Below are 22,958 nucleotides of genomic sequence, written 5' to 3' on the forward strand. Positions count from 1 at the left end.
CACCTCAGGAGGCCACTTCTTTCCCGGTTCTTTCCCGGCTGCCTGAGATGGGCCGGTTGCGGACCGTGAGTCAGCTGCCCGATCCGATCGAGGTGCTGCGGGCGGCGGAAAGCCGGTTCACACGGCTGGCCGCTGGGGCGGTCGCTCGCAGGTGGATGACCTCTTCATGCTGGGCGGCGAACCGGGCGAGGGCCTGAGCGCGGAAGTCCGTGAGCTGCTCGACGGTGCCGTCCGCCCGGGCGAGCCGAGCCTTGGGTTTGGTGACCTCTGTCTTGAGCCGCTCGACCTGGGCGTCCCGCGGGTCGGCGATCTCTCCGATGGCGTGGAGGGACCGCAGCCGGTGTTCGAACTCTTCGCGGAGGTGGGCACAGGGTCGGGTCCCGTGGAAGGCGGTGCGGTCGGCGGCGGATTCGCGGGCCAGGGTCTTGATGCCGCAGGTGCCGCTGGGCGGGATGTCGCCGTGCAGGAGGCGGTCCATGGCGGCCCGGATGCGGTTCTCGTTCTCGGTCCGTTGTGCTGCGGTGATCCTCACGCGGAGTCCTCCTCGGGTTGGTCGGTGGCGGCTGCGTCGATCTCCGCGACGACCCGGACGGCCCGGTGGCAGGGGTGGTGGGTGGCCTGCGGGCAGCGGGCGGAGTCACGCATCCCGACCGGTGGCCGGTCGGCGGTGGGGGCGTCGGCGAGTTCGAGGCAGAGCGCGCGGGAGGGGTCGGTGAACCGGTAGAAGTTCGCCGGGCCGATGTGCAGGGTCTTGGCGCGCTTGGTCGGTAGGTTCAGCACGTCCCGGTCGCTGCGCTGGGTCCGAAGCGCCGGTGCTGCGGCCGGTTCGAGCTTCTCGTCGACGCTGGCGAAGAACTCGGTGAGGCTGTGGGCGCCGGGGCCGGCGGGCAGGATGCCCTGCTGGTGGTTGCGGAACTCGGCCAGGACCAGGTCCAGGTTGCGGTCGCTCTCATACTTGTTGACCTCGGCCAGCGGTTCGGCCCGGGCTTCGCCGGGGCGCGGGACGTTGGTGGTGGCGGCGGTGGTGGCGCCGGTTCAGGTTCAGGACGGTGGCGGGCGGAAGGTGGCCCGGTAGGTGCTCGGCGGGACGCCCACGTGCTCGCGGAACAGCGCTCGGACGTTCCCCGGCGTGCCCAGCCCGCAGCGGTGCGCCACCGCCTCCACGGTCAGGTCCGTCGACTCCAGCAGCTCCCGCGCCCGGGCCAGCCGCGCCTCCAGCAGCCAGCGCATCGGCGGCAGCCCCGTCCCGGTGTGGAAACGGCGGATCAGGGTCCGTCGCGACACCCCGGCCCGGTGGGCCAACCTGTCGACGCTCAGCGGGAGATGGAGGTTCTCCAGCACCCACTCGTGCAGCCGGGCCAGGTCCGCGCCCGGTGCGGCGGACAGCGGCAGGTCGATGTACTGGGCCTGCCCGCCCTCCCGCTGCGGGGCCGTCACCAGCGTCCTGGCCCGCTGGTTGGCGACCCGCGTCCCGTGGTCGGAGCGCACCAGGTGCAGGCACAGGTCCAGCCCGGCCGCGACGCCCGCCGAGGTCAGCACCGCGCCCTCGTCCACGTACAGCACCTTCGGGTCCACCGTCACCCCCGGGTACGCCGCCGCCAGCTCCGCCGCGTGCTGCCAGTGCGTGGTCGCCCGGCGCCCGTCCAGCAGCCCGGTCGCCGCCAGCACGAACGCGCCCGTGCAGATCGACACCATCCGCGCGCCCCGCTCCGCCGCCGCCCGCAGCGCCGCGCCGACCGCCGGTGCGGGCGGCGACAGCTCCGCGCACCCGGGGACGACCACGGTGTCCGCCGCCGCCAGCGCGGTCAGGCCGTCCGGCACGTACAGGTCCGGCCCGCCGTGCACCGGCACCCGGCCCGGGTGCTCCGTGCACACCTCCAGCGCGTACGGCGCGTCGGGCCAACTCCCGAACACCTGGAGCGGAATGCCCAGGTCGAGGGGCAGCACCCCCGGCAGGGCCAGCACCACCACCCGGTGCGGACGCGACAGCGAATCCATGGCACGATCCTATCGGCCGACGGCACCCGTGCCACTGCCGACCGTCCGCCCGCCCGCCGTACGGTCGGGGACATGAGCACACCGACCTTCCCGCGCCCCGCGCTCCCCGTGATTCCCGTGCTGCCCACCGGCCCCGTCGCCGCGGCCGCCCTCGAATACCTGCGGGCCGCCGTCAGCCAGCCCGTCGCGCACCACAGCGTGCGCAGCTACCTGTTCGCCCGACTCCTCGCCGACCACGAGGAGTTGACGCCCGGCGCCGACTACGACGACGACCTGCTCTTCCACGCCTGCGTCCTGCACGACCTCGGCACCTCGCCCGAGAGCCCCGGACAGGCCCGCTTCGAACTCGAGGGGGCCGACCTCGCCGCCGCGTTCCTCACCCGCCATGGCTACCCGGTCGCCGCCGTCGACCAGGTCTGGCAGGCCATCGCCCTGCACTCCTCCGCGCAGATCGCGGACCGCAGCGGCACCCTCGCCCGCCTCACCCGCCGCGGCGTCACCTCCGACTTCGGGATCGACACCGCCCACCTCACCGACGCCCACGGCGAGGCCGTCCACCGCGACCACCCCCGGCTCGACATGACCACCGCCCTCGTCGACGCCATCACCACCCACGCCGCCCGCTCCCCGCAGGCCGCCGCCCGCTACACCCTGGCCGGTGAACTGACGCGTGAGCGTGGGGAGTCGGGGGTGACGGGGCTGGAGTTGGGGACAGCGGCGGGGAGGTGGGGCCGCTGATGTGGCGGATAGGGGAGTGAGATTGGGGGTGAGAGCGGTGGGGGAGGGGGTTGGTGAACTGAATTGTGAGCGTGGGGAGTTGGGGGCGGCGGCGGGGAGGTGGGGCTGCTGATGTGGCGGATGGGGGAGTGGGGGTGGGGTGGGGGTGAGAGCGGTGGGGAGTCGGGTGTGGCGGGGGTCACCAGGGCCGGTGGTCCCTGCGGGGAGGGTCAATTTGCTTGTGGGGGAGGGGGGTTGCGGTGGGTTGCGTGGCGGGCTACCGGGGGGAGGGTGAGGGCGGCGCAGGTGAAGATCGTGGCGAGGGCGGCCCAGCCGGTGGTGCCGTGGGGGAGGACCAGGGCGGTGAGGGCGGCCGGGGCGAGGGCTTGGGCCAGGGCGACGCCGGTGTGCAGGACGCCCTGGTAGGCGCCGTGCGCGTGTTCGGGGGCCAGGCCGTACGCCAGGGCCCAACTGCCCGCCTGGGACAGCACTTCGCCGGCCGTCAGCAGGACCACCGCGCCGAACAGCACCACCACCGCCACCCCCGGCGTCCGCCCGGCGGCGCCCGACGCGGCCACGCAGGCCGCGCCCACCAGCAGCCCGCCGAGCCGGAACGACCTTGCCGCGCGCGTGAGTTCCGACACCCGGCGGACCGCGAGCACCTGGAACAGCGCCACCAGCACGGTGTTGGCGAGCAGCAGCCAGCCCATCACCGCCGGGCGGGCCGAGGTGTGCCCGAGCGTCCACAGCGGCAGCCCGACCTCCAGCACCACGTACAGGGTGTTCACCACCGCGTTCAGCGCCGCGACCCCCACGAACGGCAGGTCCCGCAGCGGCCGCACCACCGTCGAGGCGGCACCCGGTGCGGCACCCGGTGCGGCATCCCGAGCGGCACCCCGAGCAGCACCCGTCGCGGCCCCCGTCGCGTCGGCGGCCCTCGTCGGCACGGCCCGGAGCGGGAACAGCGCCAGCAGGTACGCCGCCGCGCTCGCGCAGATCGCCGTCCGCAGCGCGCCCCGCCCGCCGTGGGCCAGCACCAGCGAGCCGAGCGCCGCGCCCGCGCCGATGCCGACGTTGTTGAGCGCCCGCAGCACGGCCAGCGCCCTGGTCCGCGCCCCGGCGGGCAGCGCGTGGGCGTACAGCGTGGAGCGCGCCACCCCGTTCGCCCGGGACGCCGCGCCCGTCACGCACACCAGCAGGACGAACAGCCACAGCGAGCCCGTGAACGCGTACACCGCCGTCGCCGCCGCCTGCACCACGTGCACCGCCGCCAGCACCGGCTTCGCGCCCAGCCGGTCGCACAGCCGCCCCACCGGCAGCGCCGCCGGCACCCCGCACAGGCCTGCCGCCGTCAGCGCCGCGCCGACCGTCCCCGCCGAGAAGCCCAGGCCGCGGGTGAACCAGAGCGTCCCCACCGTGAGGAACAGGCCGTTGCCGACCGCGTTGACCAGCAGCAGCGCCGCCAGGCGGCGGACCACCGGGGCGGTGGAGACGGCAGCGGGGGAGGGGGAAGGGGAAGGGGAGGGCCGGGGTGGGGAAGCGGTGCTCACGTTCATGCCGCCCAGCACACCCGGGGCCGTCCGGGCCGGGAATGGATTTACCCTGGTGCTTAATGATCCGCTTCCGGCTCCGTCTCGCCGACCTCGCCGCCACCTCCTTCGCGTACTCGCCGCTCCAGGAGGCCGTGCTCAGCCTGCGGATGTGGACCCACCACGCCCGCCGCTTCCCCGCGCTGCGCCCGGCATTCGAGACCGTGCGCCCCGCGTTCGAGCGGCTCGACGCGCAGCCCCTGCTCGGCGCGCTGGTCGCCCACCGCCGCTACTGGGTCCCCGACTTCCTCACCCCGCGCCCCACCGTCCCCGCCCCCGACCTGCGCGAGGAGCTCGCCGCCCTGCGCGCCACCGACCCCGCCCGGCTGCGCCCCGGCATCGAACAGACCTTCCACCCGCTCGGCGAACCCGTCCCGCCCGTCCTCGCCGACGGCCTGCGCCGCCCCGAACGGCTGCTCGCCGACCTCGCCGACGCCCTGGAGGCGTACTGGCACGCCTGCCTGCGCCCGCAGTGGTGGCCCAGGGCCCGCACCGTCCTGGCCGCCGACCTCGCGCACCGCGCCCGCACCCTCGCGGAGGGCGGTGCGGACGCCCTGTTCCGCGGCATCAGCGAACGGCTCTCCTGGGCGGACGACACGCTCACCATCCGCCGCGACGGCCCCTGGCCGTCCACCCCCGACGAGATCCCCGTCGACGGCCGCCGCCTGCTGCTCACCCCCAGCTGCTTCGCCGACGGCGTCTCCACCATGCTCGACCGCGACGCCCCGCCGCACATCGTCTACGCCACCCGCGGCCTGGCCACCCTCGCCGAACGCCCGCCGCCGCCCGCCCCGCAGGCCCTGGCCGGCCTGCTCGGCACGACCCGCGCCCGGCTGCTGGTGATGCTCGCCGACGACGGCCCCGCCACCACCACCGAACTCGCCCACCGGCTCGCCGTCACCCCCGCCGCCGTCAGCCAGCACCTGGCCGCCCTGCACGCCGCCGCCCTGCTCGAACGCACCCGCCACGGCCGCCACGTCCACTACCGCCCCACCCCGCTCGGCAACGCCCTGCGCACGGGCAACGGCCACCCCTGACGGCCACCCCTGACGGGCCCGTCGAGCGGGCCGGGGGTACGACGCCGGACGGTGGCGATCGGGGAGCCGGGCGGCCGGGTGCGATCAGTGGCCGACGAGGTGCCAGGTGTCGGTGGGCTCCGGGTCGGGCTGCAGGCCGGTGCTCAGGGTGATGGCGGCGACCGTGAGCAGGGCCGCCCCGAACACCAGGCAGACGACGACCAGGGCGGCCGTCCCCACGGACTGGTCCGCGTGCACCGCGTTCTCCGGCTTGCGGGGCCGGTAGCGGACCGTCAGCCGGTCGCCCACGACCAGGGTGCGGGCCGCGAGCTTGGCCCGGTGCGCGGTGCCGTCGGGCGTGCGGAACTCGACGATTGCGTGCCGCTGGGAGGCCCGGTCGTCGCCGTGCGGCTGCGACACGAACGTCTCCAGGCAGCGCGCCTCGGCGGTCACCCCCTCGGAGGCCCACCGGCGGCCCCGCAGCAGCGCGCCGGGGAGTCCGGCGCCCAGGACGGCGAGTCCGGCCGGGCCGGTGATCAGTCCTGCCACCAGCATCGCCGTGTCGGCCATGGAGTGTCCTACCTCGTTCCGTTCGAGTCCCGGGCCGCGGATCGGCACCGGAGTCGCACAAGTGTGCAGCCGGTCGCGGTCCGAGCCAAGGGGTTTCCGCCGGTCGGGACGCCTCCGTGACAGGACGGCGACCCGGCCCGGACAGGCGGTGCGGACAGGCCCGTCGAATCGGGAACGCGACGGACCGGACGTCGAACGGGGTGCGCGGGGTAGACGGGAGCCACGGGGGCGGTCAGCTAGGCTCGGAGCACCACGAATTCGAACAGGAGTTTGATATGCGAGAGACCGTCAGGATACCCACCCCGTACAGCTACTCCGCCGCCGTCGCCGCGGGCGAGTACGTCTTCCTCGGCCTGCACCGGGGCTTCGGTCCGACCGTCGCCGCCCAGGCCGAGAGCGCGCTGGACGGCGTCGCCGAGACGCTCGCCGAACTCGGCACCGGACTGGACGGCCTGGTCAAGGCCCAGGTCTGGCTGCGCCACATCACCGACCTGCCCGCCGTGGAGGCCGCCTTCGCCGACCGCTTCGCGCCCGGCGCCTACCCGGCCCGGATGACCGCCTCCACCGAGTTCGCCGACCCGGACTGCCTGCTGATGATCGAGGGCGTCGCCCACCGCGGCCAGGGCTGACACCCCGTCCGCCGAGCGGTCCCCGCACCCCGTCGCCCGGTTCGGCACCCCGCCCGTCCCGGCCCCGACCTGGTGTCAACCCTCCCGGGACCCGGCCTGGCCCGCCCGACCGCGGACCACGTATCGTGGCCGGGATCGAAGCGTGGTGCGGGACACCACGGCGTACAGGCACGACGTCGCGCGGGCGACGGACGGGGGCGGTGACCGAACGGTGGCTGACGTGGCATCGACGATCGGGGACGGGCCGGAGAGCGACCCGGAGGAGACCCTCAAGCTCCCCCCGAACGCGTCCGTCCCGGAGCAGACGCCCGAACTCCCGCCCGCCGCCGACCCGTTCGCGACCTCCATCAACCTGGTGGTCCCGGACGCCGCGCTCAGCTCCACCCGCACCATCCCGCTGCCCACCCCCACCCCGGCGGGTGGCACCCCCCTCCCGCCGCCGCCCGCCGTCCCGCCCGGCGGCACCGGCTGGACCGGTACCTTCCCGATCGCCGTCGACCTGCCGCCGCCTCCCGTCCCGGGCCCCGGACCGGAGCGGGCCGCACCCGCGTCCGCACCCGTGCCCGTACCCGCCCACGGCATCGGCGGCGGCCTGCGCGGACGCATCCTGGTCATCGAGGGCGGCTACGGCGGCGGCCGCCGCTGGGGCCGCGGCGGCAGCGCGCACGCCTCCGTGCTCTCGGCCGCCCTGGCCGGTGTCGCCCCGCAGGTCCTGCTCTCCGCCGACCAGGTCGACGCCGTCCACCTGCCCGGCGCCAACGACCCGCAGACCGTCCTGGCCCACCTGCGCGCCGCCGCCCGCCACCCCGGGCCGCTGCTCATCCACCTCGGCGGCCACCTGATCACCGACCGGCGCGGCGAACAGCTCTACCTCTCGCTGCGCGAGAACAAGAGCTCCGAGAGCCTGCCCTGGTCCGCCATCGCCACCGAACTGCGGCACCGCGGAACCGAGTTGGACACCCTCGTGGTCGGCGACCTGAGCGCCGACCAGGTGGTCTGGCCCACCCTCGCCGCCACCGCGGGCAAGCAGCTCTCCGACGGCGTCCCGCTCTGGGCCGTCGTCAACCACGACCCCGACCAGCTCGGCACCTTCACCCGCGCCCTGATCGAGACGCTGCACCGCGGCCGTCCCGGCGCCGACCAGTTCCTCACCCCCGAACTCGTCCGCCAGCAGGTCAACTCGGTGCTGCGGGCCGACACCGTGGTGATCACCGCGCACCCCGCCGACCGGCCCTACTTCCGCAACACCGCCCGGCAGATCGGCACCGGCGAGCCCGCGCCCGCCGTCCGGACCCGCCCCGGGGCCGGCGCCGCGCCCGCCGCCACCGCCGCCGCGCCGGCCGGGGCCGCCCGCCCCGCCGGAACCGAACCCGTCCGGCCGTCCCGGCTCGCCCCCGGCTGGACGCCGCGCGGCCTGGTCTCGCTGCGCAAGCCGGGCGTCCCGGCGACGCCGCCGCGCCGCAAGATGATCGTCTCGCTGGTCAAGGGCGAGCCGATGGTCCCCGCGGACACGCTGTCCACCGTCCCGCTCGGCAAGCCGGAACGGGCCCAGGGGCCGACCTCGGAGCGGGCGCCGGAGCCGGTGGTTGCGGCCTCGGCCTCGGCCCCGGCCCGGGTCGAGCTCGGCAAGGGCGCCACGGTGCCCGACGCCGGGCTCGGGCCCGACGCCGTGCCCGTGCCCGGGCACGGTGCGACGATCGCCAGGACGGTCGAACTCCCCGCGCCCGCCGACCCGTTGGCCGCGACCGTGCCGCTGGAGAAGCCGACCGCCACCCAGTTCGTCGAACGCGCCCCCGAGCCCGAACCGGCCCCCCGGCACGACCCGCTCGCCGCCACCACCCCGCTGTCCGTACCGGCCGCCCCGGCGGCTCCCGTGGCTCCCGTGGCCCCGGCCGCTGCGGCCGCCCCGGCCGTCCGGCTCGGCAAGGAGACCGACACCCCGCCGCCGGCCGTCGCGGACCCCGGGCAGGCGCCGCCCGGCGAGTACCTGGAGGCGATCGGCGACATCGTCCGCAACGCCGAGGCCGGCGAGCACGACACCGCCGCCGCGCTCGCCCTCGCCCTGGAGGAGAAGGCCGTCGACGCGTACGGCTCCCAGGCGTCCGTGGTGCTCCAGGTCCGTCAGGTCCGCGCCCACGTCTGCCGGGTCGGCGGCCTCCCCTCGGTCGCCGCCGAGCTCTACCGCCAGGTCGCGGCGGCGCTGCTGCGCACCGACGGCCCCGACCACCCCGAGACCCAGCGCGCCGTCACCAACGCCGAGGCCTGCTGGCGCGCCGTCAAGGACCCGACCGAGGCCATCCGCATCGCCCCCGAGATCATCGAGCTGCGCGCCCACCTCCCCGGCCCCGAGAACCGCAAGCTCCGCGCCGCGGAACGCTACCTGCGCCAGCTCGCGGAGACCCGCGGCTAGGGCGTCCGTCGAAAGAGGAGCAGATCGCTGCCGTGCTTGTCGGTGGCTCCTGGCACCATGCGCGCATGAGCACGGAGAGCACGGAGAAGAGGACGCTGTCGGCGTTCCTCGCGGCGCAGCGAGCCAGCGTCCTGGCCATTGTCGACGGGCTTGACGCGCAGGCACTGACCACGTCGGTCCTGCCCTCCGGCTGGACGCCCCTCGGGCTCGTAGAACACCTGGGGCACGCGGAGCGGCACTGGTTCCAGGAGGTCGTCGCCGGAGCGGCCGAGCCGTTGTCGTGGCCGGATGATCACGCCCCGCTGACAACACCGCGAACGCCGGAGGTGGTTTTCGCCTTCTACCACGACCAGTGCCGCCGTTCCGACGCCGTGATCGCGCGCACCCCGCTGTCGGCGCCCCCGCAGGGGCGTCATCCCGAACCGCTGGGGGACGAACTCGCCGACCTGCGCGGGATCATCCTGCATGTCGTCGAAGAGACCGCACGGCACGCCGGCCACCTGGACGTCGTCCGCGAACTCCTCGACGGCCGAACGGGACTCGGCCCCCGCTGAGCACCGGCCCGGGAGCGCGGCCTAGCGTGCGCCGCCGTTGACGTACAGGGTCTGGCCGCTGACGTAGGAGGCGTCCTCGCTGGCCAGGAAGGCGACCACGGCGGCGACTTCCTCGGGGCGGCCGACGCGGCGGAGGGGGGTGCGGGTGGCGGCTTCGGCCTGGTGTTCCTCGGGGGTGGCGCCGACGCGTTCGGCGGTGGCGGCGGTCATCGAGGTGGCGATGTAGCCGGGGGCGACGGCGTTGACGTTGATGCCGTAGGGGCCCAGTTCGATGGCCAGGGTGGCGGTGAGGCCCTGGATTCCGGCCTTGGCCGCCGCGTAGTTGGCCTGGCCGCGGTTGCCCAGGGCGGAGCGCGAGCTGAGGGAGACGATCTTGCCGTAGCGCTGGGCCACGAAGTACTTCTGCGCGATGTGAGAGCAGTTGTAGGCGCTGGTCAGGTTGACCGTCAGGACGGCGTCCCAGTCCTGCTTGGGCATCTTGAAGAACAGGTTGTCGCGGGTGATCCCGGCGTTGTTGACCAGGACGTGCACCCCGCCCAACTCCTCGACCACGGCGGCGAAGAGGCCCTGCACCGCGTCGTAGTCGGCGACGTCGCACCCGTAGGCCCGGGCCGTGCCGCCCGCCGCGGTGATCTCCTCGACGGTGTCCTTCGCGCGCTCCGCGGTGAGGTCGACCACCGCCACCGTCGCGCCCTCCGCAGCCAACTGCCGGGCCGTCGCCGCGCCGATGCCCTGCGCGGCCCCGGTCACCACCGCCACCTTGCCGTCGAACCTGCCCACCGTCGCACTCCGTTCCTGGTGGCCCGTCGGGTCCACCACGTCTGTCACGTCTGTCACGTCTGTCACGTCTGTCTTGCCTGTCATATCGGTCTTGCCTGGCACGTCGGTCAGGTCTGCCGGGTCGGTCAGGTCCGTTGGGGGAGCGGGGAGTTCAGTCGCGTTCGAGCAGGACGGCGGAGCCCTGGCCGACGCCCACGCACATGGTCGCCAGGCCGCGCCGGGCGCCGGTGCGGCGCATCCGGTGCAGCAGCGTGGTGAGGATCCGGGCGCCCGAGCAGCCCAGCGGGTGGCCCAGGGCGATCGCCCCGCCGGAGGGGTTGACCAGCTCCGGGTCGATGCCCAACTCGCCGACGCAGGCCAGCGCCTGGGCCGCGAAAGCCTCGTTGAACTCGGCGGTGTCCAGGTCCGTGAGCTTCCAGCCGGAGCGCTCCAGCACCCGCCGGGTGGCCGGCACCGGCCCGATGCCCATCACGTCCGGGTGCACGCCCGCCGAGGCGCCCGCCACGTACCGGCCCAGTGGCTCCAACTCCAGCTCCGCCAGCGCCCGTTCGCTGACCAGCAGCAGTGCGGCCGCGCCGTCGTTCATCGGCGAGGCGTTGCCCGCCGTGACGGTGCCGCCGGGGCGGAACACCGGCTTCAGGGCGGCCAGTTTCCCGGCGGTGGTGTCCGGCCGGATCGACTCGTCGCGCTCCACCGGCTCCCCGTCCGGGCGGACGACGGGCAGCAGTTCGGCGTCGAAGTGCCCCGACTCCCGTGCGGCGGCGGCCAGTCGGTGGCTGCGCAGCGCGAACGCGTCCTGCGCCTCGCGTCCGATGCCGTAGCGGGCGGCGACCTCCTCGGCGGTCTCGCCCATCGACAGCACGCCGTGCACCTCGTGCATCCGCGGGTTGGTCATCCGCCAGCCCAGCCGGGTGTCGAAGGTCTCCATCCGGTGCGGCAGCGCCTCGTCCGGGCGGGGCAGCACGAACGGGGCGCGGCTCATCGACTCGCAGCCGCCCGCGACGACGACGTCCGCCTCGCCGGAGCCGATCGCCCGGGCGGCCGTGGTGACGGCCTCCATCCCGGACGCGCAGAGCCGGTTGACGGTCGCGCCGGGGACGGTGTCGGGCAGTCCGGCCAGCAGGACGGCCATCCGGGCCAGGTTGCGGTTGTCCTCGCCGGCCTGGTTGGCGGCGCCCCAGTACACCTCGTCGATCCGCGCCGGGTCCAGCGCGGGCACGTCGGAGAGCAGCCCGCGCAGCACGGCCGCCGACAGGTCGTCGGGCCGGACGGCGGACAGTGCGCCGCGCAGCCGCCCGATCGGGGTGCGGCGGGCGGCGGCGATGAAGACCGGAAGCACTTCGGCGGGCTCCTTGTCGGTGGGGGCGGGAGAGCGGGAGGGCGGGAGGGCGGGAGGGGAGGTCAGAAGGCGTTGACGCCGGTCAGGGAGCGTCCGATGAGCAGCTTGTGGATCTGGCTGGTGCCCTCGTACAGGGTCATCACCCGGGCGTCGCGCAGGTACTTGCCGACCGGGTACTCGTCGATGAAGCCGTAGCCGCCGAACACCTGGAGCGCGTTGTTGGCGCAGCGCACCGCGGCCTCGGAGGCGTACAGCTTGGCGACGGAGGACTCGGTGGCGAACGGCAGGCCGCGGTCGATCAGGTCGGCGACCCGCCAGGTCAGCAGCCGGGCCGCGGCCACGTCGACGGCGATGTCGGCGAGCAGCTCCTGCACCAACTGGTGGGCGGCGATGGGCTTCCCGAACTGCTCGCGCTCCCCGGCGTACTTCACCGCCGCGTCCAGCGCGCCCTGGGCGATGCCCACGCAGCCCGCCGCGACCGACATCCGGCCCTTGGCCAGGGCGGTCATCGCCACCGTGAAGCCCTTGCCGACCTCGCCGAGCCGGGCGGCGTCCGGCACCCGGACCCGGTCGAAGGACAGCTCGGCGGTGGCCTGCCCGCGCAGGCCCAACTTGCCGTGCACCAGCCGCCGTTCGAAGCCGGGCGCGTCGGTGGGCACCAGGAAGGCGGTGACGCCGCGGTGCCCGGCCTCGCCGGTGCGGGCGAAGACCAGGGCGACGTCCGCCCACGTCCCGTTGGTGATGAACATCTTCGCGCCGGAGATCAGCCAGTCGTCGCCGTCGCGCTCGGCCCGGGTGGTCAGGTTGGCGGCGTCCGAGCCGGTGCCGGGCTCGGTCAGCGCGAAGCAGCCCAGCGCCTCGCCCGAGCAGAGCCGGGGCAGCCACCCGCGCTTCTGCTCCTCGGTGCCGAACGCGTTGACCGACTTGGCGACCAGCCCCAGTGACACCGACACCACGCCGCGCACCGAGGAGTCGCCGCGTCCCAGCTCCTCCAGCACCAGGCAGTACGCCAGGTGGTCGCCGCCGCTGCCGCCGTACTGCTCGGGCAGGGTCAGGCCGAGGAAGCCCAGGCCGCCGAGCTTGCGGACGACGCCCAGGTCGATGGACTCCGCCCGGTCCCACGCGGCCGCGAACGGCACGATCTCCCGGTCGGTGAAGGAGGCCGCCAGCTCCCGTACGGCGGCCTGCTCCTCGGTCAGTTCCAGGTCCACGCGGCGACACCCCGAACGCTCGACGATCCGTGCGGCACCCGGCGGGCGCCGATAAACTAGCACTGCAAGTTTTACGGTGACTGTAGCCCGCCCGGGCCGGACACGGAAGAGCACCCGCCGAGCCGCCCCCGGCCGCCCGCCGAGCCGCCCGTCGATTTGCCCGCCGAGCCGCCTGCGACAATGGCCCGGACCCAGCAGCCCGCGCCCCCAGGAGGCGGAGATCGCCCGACCCCGCACCCCCCTGCTCAGCCGGGACCGCATCATCACGGCCGCCCTCGCCCTGGTCGATGCCGAGGGCCTGGCCGCGCTCTCCACCCGCCGCCTGGCCGCCGAGCTCTCGGTCAGCGGCCCCTCGCTGTACAACCACTTCGCCACCAAGGACGACCTGCTCGACGCCGTCGTCGACAGTGTGATGGGCGAGGTCGACCTCACCATGTTCGACGCGCCGGACGACTGGCGCACCGCCCTGCACGCCTGGGCCCGCTCCTACCGCGCCGCCCTGGCCGCCCACCCCCACCTCGTCCCCGTCCTCGCCCAGGGCCCCGGCCGCCGCCCCCACGCGCTGCGCCTCGCCGACGCCGTCTTCGGCTGCCTGGTCGAGGCCGGCTGGCCGCGCGGCCAGGCCACCCGGATCGGCGCCCTGATGCGCTACTTCGTCACCGGCTCCGCCCTCGGCTCCTTCGCCGCCGGCTTCCCCGACGACGCCGCCCTCTACGACACCGCCGACTACCCCCACCTCGGCGACGCCCACCGCCTCGCCGAACACCGCCGCACCATCGACGAAGGCGCCTTCGCCACCGGCCTCGACGCCCTGCTCGACGGCCTCGAACTGCGCTACCGCCGCCTGCCGTGACCCCGCCGGGGAGCCACCGGGCCGCCCCGCACGCCCACCCGCGCCGGAACCGGGAGGGGCGCGGATGAACCGGGCGGACGCGGCGGCCGGCGGCGACCTGCGCTGAGGGATCGGCTCAGGGCCGCTGCCGGTTGCTCCCGTGGTCGCGGCAGTCCGGCGAGCACCGGGCCGGCTCCGGCAGCGTCCAGTCGAACGGCCAGCAGTCCGCCGCCTGCTGCGAGTCCGCAGCCAGCTCCGGCCACCCGGCCGGGCGGCGCAGCAGGCAGCGGTGGCGCAGTAGCTCCTCGGCCTCCGCCAGGCTCAGCGGGGGGAAGCCGTCGATCGCGTGGTGGTCCGACAGCCGCTCGGGGGTGCGCACCACGTTCAGCCGGTCGCCGTCCGCCGTCCGGAAGTCCATCCGGTGGCTGGTGCTCCACTGCGAGTTGGAACCCCAGTCGTGCGACAGGTCGACCGGCCGACGCCCGCGCCGCCGGTGCGCCCAGTACATCGGCGAGGCGTCCGCCCAGCCCGGCTCGGCCACCCGGGCGCCCGCCCGGACCCGCACCCCGGCGCGGGTGAACAGCAGCTCGCCGAAGGTGAACCCCGGCCAGAGCACGTCCAGCAGCTCGACCGGCGCGTCCGGGTCCTCGGCGGGCACCAGCTCGGCGATCTCATGCAGGAACGGGTCGAAGCCGTCCGCCGCACCGACCTCGGTCATGCCGAGCCGGGCGAAGAACGCCGTGCGCTCCTCCCGGCCGACGCCCAGCCGCACCCCGTCCCGGACGGGTCCGGCACCGAACGGCGGCTGGAACTCCAGGGCGAGCACGTCCGCGACCCGGCTCAGCGCGTAGAGCTCGCACTCCAGCAGGTCCTGCTCCTCCGCCGACTGTGCGGTGAAGGCGTCGTACGAGGTTGCCGCCGCCAGCCGGTGCGGGTATCCGGGCAGTGCCCGCCGCGCCCAGGACTCCAGCAGCGCCGCCGTCGTGCCCGCCCCGCCCATCCACATCAGCGCCTGGTACAGCTCGCGGCCCGCGCCCAGCGGTTCGGACCCGCAGGTCGAGAACAGCGCCGCGTCCAGCGCCCGCCGCACCTCCTCGGCCGGGTCGCCCGCGTGGTACGGGTGCTCGCTCGGCTCGATGCCGTCCAGGAACTCCTGGTAGCGCAGCGCGAAGTGGACGTGCACCAGCGGTGCGGCCAGCTCCAGCGCCCGTTCCGGGGCGCAGTCCGGCACCAGCCCGCGCCAGGCGTCGACCCAGCGCGAGCGGACGTCCGCCCAGCGTTCGGGGGAGAGGAACGGCTCCGGGCGCAGCCCGTCCAGCGCCGGGTGGCCCCAGGCCGCGTCCGAGAAGTCCAGCACGGTCGGCCGCTCGCCGTCGTAGCGCCAGTTGCCCGGGTGGAAGTCGCCGTGCACCAGCGTCAACGGCAGCCCGCAGTCGACGAGTTCGGCCGCGATCGCGGGCAGCTGCCCGGCCAGCAGCCGGGCCTGCGCGTACTGCGGCTCCGACAGCTCCGGGCGCAGCCGCTCCACCAGCGCCGGGAAACGCTCCGCCAGCGCGGTCGGCGAGCAGTCCGCCAGCCCGGCGGGCCCGTCCGCCGCGACCGCCGCCTGGACGGCCGCCCACCGGTCGACGACCGCCAGCATGCCGTCCTCCGGCACGCCCCAGCAGTCCGTGCCCGGCACGTCCGCCAGCAGCGCCCGCCGCCCGTCCGCCGCCAGCACCCGCGGCACCAGCCCCGGATCGGCCCTCCCCGCCCGGGCGATCACCGCCGCCTCCGGCACCGCGAACGGCGGCGTGCTCTTCAGCCAGACCGGGCCGTCGGCGGTCGGGAAGCGCGACAGCGCCGACAGGTTCCAGCTGCGCACCTGTTCCACCGGGCCGTTCCTGGCCCGGCCCAGCGCTGCCAACTCGCCGTCCGCCCAGTACCATTCGGCGGCCAGGCCGTCCGCCGACGCCCACGGCAGCCGCAGCGGGTGGCCCTGGTCGAGCCGCTCCCCGGCGGGGATCAGCAGCCCGGTCGGACGCCCGGACGCCACCGCCAGGTACACCGCCGCGCCGCCCCGGCCGCCCGCGCCGCCCGCCACCGACAGCAGCCGCAGCACCGCGAGCGGCACCCCCGCCGCCCGCGAGGCGGCCTCCGCCACCTCGCCGACCTGCGCCCAGTACGGCGATTCCGTCGCGAACGGGCCCACCGCCCCCACGCGTTCGCCCTGCCACTCGATCACGACGGTCGCCGTCCGCTGCTCGTTCGTCTGCACCCGGGCATTCTCCGGACGGGAAGGGGGTCGAGCCAGCGAATAACCGGGGGCCGAGCCGGCGAATAACCGGCGGAGGGGAACGGGCCGGGGCCCGGTGAGCGGCGAGGCCCAGGCTGCGAGAGGTTCACTGCCGCTGCGCGCATCGGCTGTCGGCGCTCTCAGTCGGAGCCGTCCCCGAAGGGGCGGGAGAGCGACAGCCCGAAGCGGCCCTCGTCGTCCGTCCACCAGTCGGTCAACCGCAGTCCGGACGCGAAGAGTTCGCGCTCGACGCGTTCGCGGCGGAACTTCGCGGAGACCTCGGTGTGCAGTTCCTCGCCGGCCTCGAAGTGCACCGGCAGGCCGAGTTCGGCGACCTTGACGGTCTGGGCGCGCAGGGAGCGCAGCCGCATCTCGATCCACTCGTTCTCGGCGTCCCAGAGGGCGACGTGCTCGAACTGCTCGGGTTCGAAGTCGGCGTTCAGCTCCCGGTTGAGCACGGACAGCAGGTTGCGGTTGAAGGCCGCGGTGACGCCCGCGGCGTCGTCGTACGCGGCGGTCAGCACCGAGGCGTCCTTGACCAGGTCGGTGCCGAGCAGCAGCCGGTCGCCGGGCAGGAGTTGGGCGCGCAGGCCGGTCAGGAAGGCGGCGCGTTCGGCGGGCAGCAGGTTGCCGAGGGTGCCGCCGAGGAACACCACCAGGCGGGGGCCGCCGCCGTCGGGCAGGCCGAGGCTCTTGGTGAAGTCGGAGAGCACGGCGGAGACTTCGAGCCCCGGGTACTCGTCGATCAGGGCCTTCGCGGCGGATTCGAGGGCGCTCTCGCTGACGTCCACCGGGACGTAGCGCTCCAGGGTGCCGGCGGCGCGCAGCGCGTCCAGCAGCAGGCGGGTCTTCTCCGAGGAGCCGGAGCCGAGTTCGACCAGGGTGCGGGCCCGGGTGGTGGCGGCGATGTCGGCGGCGCGGGCGGTGAGGATCTCGCGCTCGGCCCGGGTGGGGTAGTACTCGGGCAGCCGGGTGATCTCCTCGAACAGTTCGGAGCCCCGGGCGTCGTAGAACCACTTCGGCGGCAGCCGTTTGGGTTCGCCGCCGAGCCCTTCGCGGACGTCGGCGCGCAGCGCGTGGTGCAGGTGGTCGGGGGGAAGCAGGCGGGTGAGCTGGTATCCGGTCATCGCGGTGCGTCCTCTCGGGTGCGCCGGCCGACGACGGCCAGCGGGGTGAGTTCGCTGCCGGCCGCGTCGGCCACCAGCAGGGTGTGGTCCGGGACTTCGGACCAGCCGGGTCCGTCGTCGAAGGGCTCGGAGGCGACCAGCACGGAGCCGTCGGCCTCCCGGCGCTGGAACAGGGTGTCGCCCCAGACGGTGGCGGCGATCGAACTCCCGTCGGTGGCCAGCAGGTTGATCCTGGCGTCGGCCGACTCGCCCGCCAGCAGGCAGACTTCGGCGAGCGCCTCGCCGAGCCGGGCGCCCGCGCGCAGCCGGTTCAGCGCCAGCGCCCACAGCAGCGCCGAGTCGGTGCGCGCCTCCAGTTCCAACAGCTCGCCGGCGGGCAGCCGTTCGGCCAGCGGGGCGAAGGCGTGCGGCCAGCCGGGCAGTGCGCCGTTGTGGCTGAACAGCCAGCGCCCGGCGGCGAACGGGGCGGCGGCCTGCGCCCCGGCCGCGCAGCCGGGGGTGGCGGAGCGGACGGCGCCGAGCACCGCGTGCGAGCTGACCACCCGGGCCAGGTCGGCCAGGTCGCCGTCGGCCCAGATCGGCCCCTCGCGCCGGTAGCGGGCCGGGCGTTCGTCGCCGGCCGCGTACCAGCCGACGCCGTAGCCGTCCGCGTTGACGGTGCCGTAGCGCTGCAGCCGGGGCGCCCAGGACTGGCGCAGCGGCCCGTGCGGCGGGTCGAGCAGGACGGTGCGGATCGGCACCGGCCGCCCCAGGTAGGCGAAGTGGCGGCACATCAGGCGCTGCCTTCGGTACGCGGCCCGGCCGTCCTCGGCTGCGCGTCGCGCGCGGTGCGGAAGCCGGCGAAGATCTGCCGCCGCACCGGGTAGTCCCAGTTGCGGAAGGTGCCCCGGCAGGCGACCGGGGCGACCGCGAACGAGCCGCCGCGCAGCACCTTGTACTCGGGGCCGAAGAACACCTCCGAGTACTCCGGGTACGGCCAGGCCGTGAACCCCGGGTAGCCGGTGAAGTCGCTGGACGTCCACTCCCACACGTCCCCGATCAACTGCCGTGCACCGCAGGGTGATTCGCCCTCCGGGTAGGCGCCGACGGGGGCTGGGCGCAGGTGCCGCTGGCCCAGGTTGGCGTGCTCGGGGCCGGGGGCGGCGTCGCCCCACGGGAAGCGCCGGGAGCGGCCGGAGGCCGGGTCGTGCCGGGCGGCCTTCTCCCACTCCGCCTCGGTCGGCAGCCGCCGCCCCGCCCACCGGGCGTACGCGTCGGCCTCGTACCAGCTCACGTGCAGCACCGGCTCGTCCTCGGGCACCGGCTCCAGGCGGCCGAAGCGGCGGCGCAGCCACTGGCCGCCGTCCCGCTGCCAGAACAGCGGCGCCGACAGGCCGGCCGACATCCGGTGCGCCCAGCCCTCGGGCGTCCACCAGCGCGGGTCGTCGTAGCCGCCGTCGGCCAGGAAGCGCTGGTAGGCGCCGTTGGAGACCGGCGTGGTGTCCAGCCAGAACGCGGGCAGGTCGACCTGGTGGGCGGGGCGCTCGTTGTCCAGCGCCCACGGCTCGGTGTCGGTGCCCATGGTGAACGGCCCGGCGGGGAGCAGGACTTCGGGCGCGAGCGGGCCGCCGGTGGCGGCGGGCGGCGGCGGGTCGTCCAGCACCGCCGGGCCGGTGCGCAGCTGGTGGGTGATCAGCATGGTCTCGTCGTGCTGCTGCTCGTGCTGGGCGATCATCCCGAACGCGAACCCGGCGTCCAGCAGCGGCGCGCCCTCCAGCGGGGAGGCGGCCAGCAGGTCCAGCACCCGGCCGCGCACCTCGTGCGCGTAGGCGCGGGCCTCGGCGGGCGGCAGCAGCGGCAGCCGGGGGCGCTCGGCCCGCGGGTGCTCGAACGCGTCGTACAGCGGGTCGATCTCCGGGTGCATCGGGTCGCGGCCGCCGACGTTGCGCAGCAGCCACAGCTCCTCCTGGTTGCCGATGTGCGCCAGGTCCCACACCAGCGGGGACATCAACGGCGAGTGCTGGGCGACGAGTTCGGCGTCGTCGACGGCCTCGGTGAGCTGCGCGGTGCGCTCCCGGGCGGTCAGCAGCTCGGCGGCGATCAGCTCGCGCAGCAGGGCCGGGTCGGTGCGGTCGGCGTTCAGCACGGGACGTCCTCCTGGAGGGCGGGGGCGGCGCCGGTGCGCAGGACGGCCAGCTGGTCGTCGGCCGGGCAGCGGCCGCGGGCCGGGTAGCGTTCGGCGAAGTCGACCAGCGCGGCGCGCAGCGGACTCTCCCGGCGGGACAGCGCGCGCTCGGCGGCGGCGAAGCACAGCAGTGCGGCGCGGCGCAGGTCCGGATCGGCCATGCCGAGCGCGGCGGCGCGGCGCCACAGGCCGGAGCGCGGGCGCGGCTGCCCGCGTGGCCGAGCCGCTCCAGGGCCGCGCGGGCCTCGTCGGCGGCCACCGGGTCGTCCATCAGCGCGCTGACCAGGGCCAGCGGCACCCGCCAGCCCTCGCCGGGCTGGGCGTCGATCATCCGCAGTTCCAGGTGGCCGCGGGGGCGCACCGGCGGGAACAGCGTGGTGCGGTGGTAGTCCAGGTCGGCGAGGGTGGCGGGCCGCTCGCCCGCGCCGCGCAGCCACTCGCGGAAGGTCAGCCCGGCCGGCGCGTCCCACGGCAGCCCGTCGGGGCGGCGCACGCACAGCAGCGCCGCGTCCAGCACGTACTGCGTCCAGGCGGTGCGCGGGTCGGCGGAGGGCGGCGGGGCCAGCGTGCGGGAGGGGTCCATCCGGGACCAGACCAGCTGCCGGGTGGACTTCCAGCCGGTCGGACCGCCCTCCAGCAGCGGCGAGTTGGCGAACGCGCCGACCAGGACCGGCCCCAGCTCGTGGGCCAGGCGCCAGCGCGCGGCGTGCTCGGCCTCGGGGCCGGCGTCCACGCAGACCTGCACGGAGGCGGTGCCGGTCATCATGATCCGGCCCCACGGGCCGCCGCGGTCGAAGTACCGCCCCATCGCCCGGTAGCGCGGGTGGACGGCCTGCATCCGCCGCTCGCGGTCCATCGGGTCGGTGCCGCTGCCGGTCAGCCGCAGGCCCTCGGCGGCCAGCGCCGCCCGCAGCACCGCCTGGTCGGCGCTCAGTCCGGCCGCGCAGTCGGCCGGGTCGGCGGCGGGCGGGGAGCTGAGCTCGACCTGCCCGCCGGGTTCGCGCGTCAGCCGCGAGCCGGCCGGGAGCACCGGGCCGTCGGCCGAGTCGGGCAGCACCGCCAGCGCGGCCGCCACCCGGTCGGGAGCCACCGGGGTGCCGGGACATCGGGTGTCGTGGACGAACCACTCCGCCTCGACCCCGACCAGCGCGGGCGGCCCGATCTTGAAGCAGATGGCCCCCAGGTGCCGTTCGGCCGACGCCTCGGTCAACTCCGCGCGGAGCGTCACGCTGTGTACCGGATCGGCTTCCTGCGGGGCCTGGTACGGACGTACAGGTGTCACCGGGTTTCACCATCCCTCGGTTCGCGACTTGAGCCCGGTTGTTCCTGCTCAGTCTGCTCCGGGGCAAACCTCGATGCCGCCCGGACTGCTCCTTCGCAGGTCAGTCGGGTGAGCGCGGTGCGCAGGCGATCCAGCGGCAGGGCGAAATTCAGCCGCAGGCACCCGGAACCGGCCGCTCCGAAATCCGACCCGTCCGCCAGCTCGACGTCACAGCGCGTGAGCAGCTCCTCCCGGGTGCCGAGCCCCGCACCGTCCAGCCAGAGCAGGTACGAGGACTGCGGCCGGGCCAGCACCGCGTCGCCCAGCGCGGCCGCGGCCAGCTCCCGGGCCCGCACCAGGTGGGCCAGCAGGGCGTCCAGCCACGGGCCGCCCTCGGCCAGCGCCGCCCGCTGCGCGACCGCGCCCAGCAGGCCGCCCTCCCACAGCCCGAAACCCGCCATCACCGCCGCCAGCCGCTCCCGCAGCCCCGGGTCCGGCACCAGCGCGAAGCAGCTCGGCAGGCCCGAGACGTTGAAGGTCTTGCCGACCGAGTTCAGCGTCACCACGTTGGGCGCCCCGCCGGTCACCGCCACCGCGACCGGCTGCTCCGCGTCCGCGTCCGGGTGCCGCAGGTCGCCGTGCACCTCGTCCGAGACCAGCAGCCCCGGCGCGGCGGCCGCGGCCAGTGCCCGGACGTCGGCGGCGGACCGGATCCGCCCGGTCGGGTTGTGCGGGTTGCTCAGCAGCACCAGGCCCGGGCGGGCCGCCGCGACCTCGGCCAGCGGCAGCCGGTACGGGTCGGCCGGATCGCCCGTTACCAGCAGCGGCAGCTCCCGGGTCGCCACCCCCGCCGCCGCGCAGACCCGGGCGAAACCGCCCCACTCCGGCGTCGTGTACACCGCCGGACCCGCCAGCGGGCGCGCCGCCTCCAGCAGCAGCCGCACCGCCGTGCCCGGCGCGAACGGCAGCAGCATCACCCAGCGCGGGTCCACCTCCACCCCGTGCCGCCGCCGGTACCAGTCGGCCACCAGCGCCCGGTCCGCGGCCTCCGCCACCGGGTACCCGAACGCCGGGTGCCCCGCCCGCACCCGCAGCGCCGCCCCCACCGCGGACGGCCCCGGCAGGTCCATGTCCGCCACCCCCATGGCGATCCGCCCCGCCCCCGCCCGGGCCCACTTCGCACTGCCCGTCCCCGCCCGCGAGAACCGCTCGAACCCCGTCCGCTCCACCACCGCCCGCTCCCTCCGACGCCGTCCCCCCACGCTAGGCCGCGGCGGACGGGGACGGGCGGGGACGGGCGGGGAAGGGGGCGGAAAGGTGGGACGGAAAGGGGGCGCGGTGGGCCGGACCGGCCTGCCCGCTGCTCTCCCCGGACGACGGCACCCGCTCCACCGAGCGCGGCCCCCGCACCGGCCCCGTCCGGCAGGCCGCCCGAACCGGGTGACCCGGATCACCCGGGAAGGGTGACACGGGGCTGTCGCCGCGCCCTGGCAACGTCCCTCCCATGACGACCGCCACCCCCTTCGACGGGCACCCCCTGCGCGAGCACCTGACCGACCTGGACTGCCTCGACGAGACGCTCGCCTTCAACCGGGCCTTCGAACGCGCCGCCGCCACCCGCCCCGCCCGCCGGGGCCCGCTCGACCCGGACACCCTCGCCCGGCTGCGCCGCAACCGCCTCGGCGGCGACACCCCGCCCCACCGCCTCCCGCAGGCCCGCGACCGCCGACTCCCCGGCGGCGTACCGGTCCGCGTCCTCGACCCCGGTGCGCCCGAGGGCGTCCTGCTGCACCTGCACGGCGGCGGCTGGGCGTTCGGCTCCGCCGACGGGCAGGACGAACGGCTCTGGGAACTCGCCCGGCGCGCCCGCCTCGCCGTGGTCAGCGTCGACTACCGCCTCGCCCCCGAACACCCCCACCCCGCCGGGCCCGACGACTGCGAAGCCGCCGCCCGCTGGCTCGCCGCGCACGCCGAGGCCGAGTTCGGCACCCGCCGCCTGCTGATCGCCGGCGAATCCGCCGGAGCCCACCTCGCCGTCCTCACCCTGCTGCGCCTGCGCGACGACCTCCCCGGCGCCTACCGCGCCGCCCACCTCGCCTTCGGCCCCTACGACCTCGCCATGACCCCCAGCCAACGCGACTTCGGCGACCGCCTGCTGCTCAGCAACACCCGAAGCCTGCAAGGCAGTTACGAGATGTACAGCCCCGGCACCGGCCCCGGGCTGCGCCGCGATCCGGCCCTCTCCCCGCTGTACGCCGACCTCACCGGCCTGCCGCCCGCCCGCCTCGTGGTCGGCACCGAGGACCCCCTGCTGGACGACTCCGTGCTGCTCGCCCGCCGCTGGCGGGCCGCCGGGGGAACGGCCCGGCTCGACGTGGTCGCGGGCGCCATGCACGGCTTCACCCTCTACCCGCTCACCGTCACCACCCGCGAACGCCGACGCGAGAGCGACTTCCTCACCGCCGCGGGCCGGTAAGGTCCGGCAG

At 75.6% G+C, this 22,958-nt stretch carries 20 protein-coding genes and 1 pseudogene; 7 read left to right on the plus strand and 14 right to left on the minus strand.

Features of this window, described 5'->3' with window-relative positions; translation table 11 throughout:
- Nucleotides 1-70: 70 nt before the first annotated feature.
- The 3 genes from HUT16_RS30510 to HUT16_RS30520 form a co-directional block, all read right to left on the minus strand.
- Nucleotides 71-532, minus strand: coding sequence for a hypothetical protein (locus tag HUT16_RS30510; RefSeq protein ID WP_176191263.1), 462 nt, complete (start codon nt 530-532; stop codon nt 71-73).
- Nucleotides 529-780 carry a hypothetical protein gene (locus HUT16_RS37455; protein ID WP_217712112.1) on the minus strand — a complete coding sequence of 84 codons (252 nt, stop codon included), beginning with the start codon at nt 778-780 and terminating at the stop codon, nt 529-531. The genes HUT16_RS30510 and HUT16_RS37455 overlap by 4 nt, the downstream gene beginning before the upstream one ends.
- A gap of 261 nt (nt 781-1,041) precedes the next feature.
- The gene (locus HUT16_RS30520; protein ID WP_176191264.1) at nt 1,042-1,998 is read right to left on the minus strand and encodes a GlxA family transcriptional regulator; all 957 of its coding nucleotides are present in this window, start codon (nt 1,996-1,998) and stop codon (nt 1,042-1,044) included.
- A gap of 72 nt (nt 1,999-2,070) precedes the next feature.
- Here HUT16_RS30520 and HUT16_RS30525 point away from each other — a divergent pair, with 72 nt between their 5' ends.
- Nucleotides 2,071-2,736, plus strand: coding sequence for an HD domain-containing protein (locus tag HUT16_RS30525; RefSeq protein WP_176191265.1), 666 nt, complete (start codon nt 2,071-2,073; stop codon nt 2,734-2,736).
- Nucleotides 2,737-2,945: 209 nt separating this feature from the next.
- Here the strand turns inward: HUT16_RS30525 and HUT16_RS30530 are convergent, their stop codons facing one another.
- Complete coding sequence (locus tag HUT16_RS30530; RefSeq protein ID WP_176191266.1) at nt 2,946-4,271, minus strand: MFS transporter; 1,326 nt, start codon at nt 4,269-4,271, stop codon at nt 2,946-2,948.
- Nucleotides 4,272-4,327: 56 nt separating this feature from the next.
- On the opposite strand from HUT16_RS30530, the gene HUT16_RS30535 reads away from it, so the two are divergent.
- Complete coding sequence (locus HUT16_RS30535; RefSeq protein WP_217712113.1) at nt 4,328-5,341, plus strand: MarR family winged helix-turn-helix transcriptional regulator; 1,014 nt, start codon at nt 4,328-4,330, stop codon at nt 5,339-5,341.
- Nucleotides 5,342-5,425: 84 nt separating this feature from the next.
- Here HUT16_RS30535 and HUT16_RS30540 read toward each other — a convergent pair whose 3' ends face one another.
- Nucleotides 5,426-5,890 (minus strand): DUF3592 domain-containing protein, encoded by a 465-nt coding sequence (locus HUT16_RS30540; RefSeq protein ID WP_176191267.1) that lies wholly within the window; start codon nt 5,888-5,890, stop codon nt 5,426-5,428.
- Nucleotides 5,891-6,165: 275 nt separating this feature from the next.
- Here HUT16_RS30540 and HUT16_RS30545 point away from each other — a divergent pair, with 275 nt between their 5' ends.
- From HUT16_RS30545 to HUT16_RS30555, 3 genes are all read left to right on the plus strand, one after another.
- Nucleotides 6,166-6,519, plus strand: coding sequence for a RidA family protein (locus HUT16_RS30545; protein WP_176191268.1), 354 nt, complete (start codon nt 6,166-6,168; stop codon nt 6,517-6,519).
- 220 nt (nt 6,520-6,739) lie between these two features.
- Nucleotides 6,740-8,929, plus strand: coding sequence for a hypothetical protein (locus HUT16_RS30550; protein WP_176191269.1), 2,190 nt, complete (start codon nt 6,740-6,742; stop codon nt 8,927-8,929).
- Between the two features lie 65 nt (nt 8,930-8,994).
- Nucleotides 8,995-9,483: a DinB family protein gene (locus HUT16_RS30555; protein ID WP_176191270.1), complete on the plus strand. Its 489-nt coding sequence runs from the start codon at nt 8,995-8,997 to the stop codon at nt 9,481-9,483.
- Nucleotides 9,484-9,504: 21 nt separating this feature from the next.
- On the opposite strand, the gene fabG is transcribed toward HUT16_RS30555, so the two are convergent.
- The 3 genes from fabG to HUT16_RS30570 all read right to left on the minus strand — a co-directional run bounded on the left by fabG (nt 9,505) and on the right by HUT16_RS30570 (nt 12,813).
- Nucleotides 9,505-10,263, minus strand: a complete 759-nt coding sequence (fabG, locus tag HUT16_RS30560; protein WP_176192944.1) for a 3-oxoacyl-ACP reductase FabG — start codon at nt 10,261-10,263, stop codon at nt 9,505-9,507.
- A gap of 151 nt (nt 10,264-10,414) precedes the next feature.
- Nucleotides 10,415-11,602, minus strand: coding sequence for an acetyl-CoA C-acyltransferase (locus HUT16_RS30565; RefSeq protein ID WP_176191271.1), 1,188 nt, complete (start codon nt 11,600-11,602; stop codon nt 10,415-10,417).
- Between the two features lie 62 nt (nt 11,603-11,664).
- Complete coding sequence (locus tag HUT16_RS30570; RefSeq protein ID WP_176191272.1) at nt 11,665-12,813, minus strand: acyl-CoA dehydrogenase family protein; 1,149 nt, start codon at nt 12,811-12,813, stop codon at nt 11,665-11,667.
- A 220-nt stretch (nt 12,814-13,033) separates the two neighbouring features.
- Between HUT16_RS30570 and HUT16_RS30575 the strand changes: the two genes are divergently transcribed.
- A complete protein-coding gene (locus HUT16_RS30575) occupies nt 13,034-13,666 on the plus strand; it encodes a TetR/AcrR family transcriptional regulator (protein WP_176192945.1) in 633 nt (210 codons plus the stop codon).
- A 115-nt stretch (nt 13,667-13,781) separates the two neighbouring features.
- Here the strand turns inward: HUT16_RS30575 and HUT16_RS30580 are convergent, their stop codons facing one another.
- The 6 genes and pseudogenes from HUT16_RS30580 to HUT16_RS30605 form a co-directional block, all read right to left on the minus strand.
- Nucleotides 13,782-15,902, minus strand: coding sequence for a phosphotransferase (locus HUT16_RS30580; RefSeq protein ID WP_176191273.1), 2,121 nt, complete (start codon nt 15,900-15,902; stop codon nt 13,782-13,784).
- A gap of 158 nt (nt 15,903-16,060) precedes the next feature.
- Nucleotides 16,061-17,047 (minus strand): L-histidine N(alpha)-methyltransferase, encoded by a 987-nt coding sequence (gene egtD, locus HUT16_RS30585; protein WP_176191274.1) that lies wholly within the window; start codon nt 17,045-17,047, stop codon nt 16,061-16,063.
- A complete protein-coding gene (gene egtC, locus HUT16_RS30590; RefSeq protein ID WP_176191275.1) occupies nt 17,044-17,820 on the minus strand; it encodes an ergothioneine biosynthesis protein EgtC in 777 nt (258 codons plus the stop codon). Before egtC ends, egtD begins: the two co-directional genes overlap by 4 nt.
- Entirely contained in the window at nt 17,820-19,172 is a 1,353-nt protein-coding gene (gene egtB, locus HUT16_RS30595; RefSeq protein WP_176191276.1) for an ergothioneine biosynthesis protein EgtB, read from the minus strand. Before egtB ends, egtC begins: the two co-directional genes overlap by 1 nt.
- Nucleotides 19,166-20,439, minus strand: a pseudogene (gene egtA / locus HUT16_RS30600) (ergothioneine biosynthesis glutamate--cysteine ligase EgtA). Before egtA ends, egtB begins: the two are co-directional and overlap by 7 nt.
- Nucleotides 20,440-20,489: 50 nt before the next feature.
- Nucleotides 20,490-21,704: an aminotransferase class I/II-fold pyridoxal phosphate-dependent enzyme gene (locus HUT16_RS30605; RefSeq protein WP_176191277.1), complete on the minus strand. Its 1,215-nt coding sequence runs from the start codon at nt 21,702-21,704 to the stop codon at nt 20,490-20,492.
- A gap of 272 nt (nt 21,705-21,976) precedes the next feature.
- Between HUT16_RS30605 and HUT16_RS30610 the strand changes: the two genes are divergently transcribed.
- The gene (locus HUT16_RS30610) at nt 21,977-22,948 is read left to right on the plus strand and encodes an alpha/beta hydrolase (protein ID WP_176191278.1); all 972 of its coding nucleotides are present in this window, start codon (nt 21,977-21,979) and stop codon (nt 22,946-22,948) included.
- Nucleotides 22,949-22,958: the final 10 nt, after the last annotated feature.

The sequence above is a fragment of the Kitasatospora sp. NA04385 genome, assembly GCF_013364235.1.
Lineage (GTDB): Bacteria > Actinomycetota > Actinomycetes > Streptomycetales > Streptomycetaceae > Kitasatospora.

Coding starts and splice junctions, on each gene's coding strand:
- HUT16_RS30520 (WP_176191264.1), bottom strand. CDS start 1,998: ATGGATTCGCTGTCGCGTCCGCACCGGGTGGTGGTGCTGGCCCTGCCG.
- HUT16_RS30555 (WP_176191270.1), top strand. CDS start 8,995: ATGAGCACGGAGAGCACGGAGAAGAGGACGCTGTCGGCGTTCCTCGCG.
- HUT16_RS30540 (WP_176191267.1), bottom strand. CDS start 5,890: ATGGCCGACACGGCGATGCTGGTGGCAGGACTGATCACCGGCCCGGCC.
- HUT16_RS30535 (WP_217712113.1), top strand. CDS start 4,328: ATGATCCGCTTCCGGCTCCGTCTCGCCGACCTCGCCGCCACCTCCTTC.
- HUT16_RS30610 (WP_176191278.1), top strand. CDS start 21,977: ATGACGACCGCCACCCCCTTCGACGGGCACCCCCTGCGCGAGCACCTG.
- egtC (WP_176191275.1), bottom strand. CDS start 17,820: ATGTGCCGCCACTTCGCCTACCTGGGGCGGCCGGTGCCGATCCGCACC.
- egtD (WP_176191274.1), bottom strand. CDS start 17,047: ATGACCGGATACCAGCTCACCCGCCTGCTTCCCCCCGACCACCTGCAC.
- HUT16_RS30525 (WP_176191265.1), top strand. CDS start 2,071: ATGAGCACACCGACCTTCCCGCGCCCCGCGCTCCCCGTGATTCCCGTG.
- HUT16_RS30545 (WP_176191268.1), top strand. CDS start 6,166: ATGCGAGAGACCGTCAGGATACCCACCCCGTACAGCTACTCCGCCGCC.
- HUT16_RS30530 (WP_176191266.1), bottom strand. CDS start 4,271: ATGAACGTGAGCACCGCTTCCCCACCCCGGCCCTCCCCTTCCCCTTCC.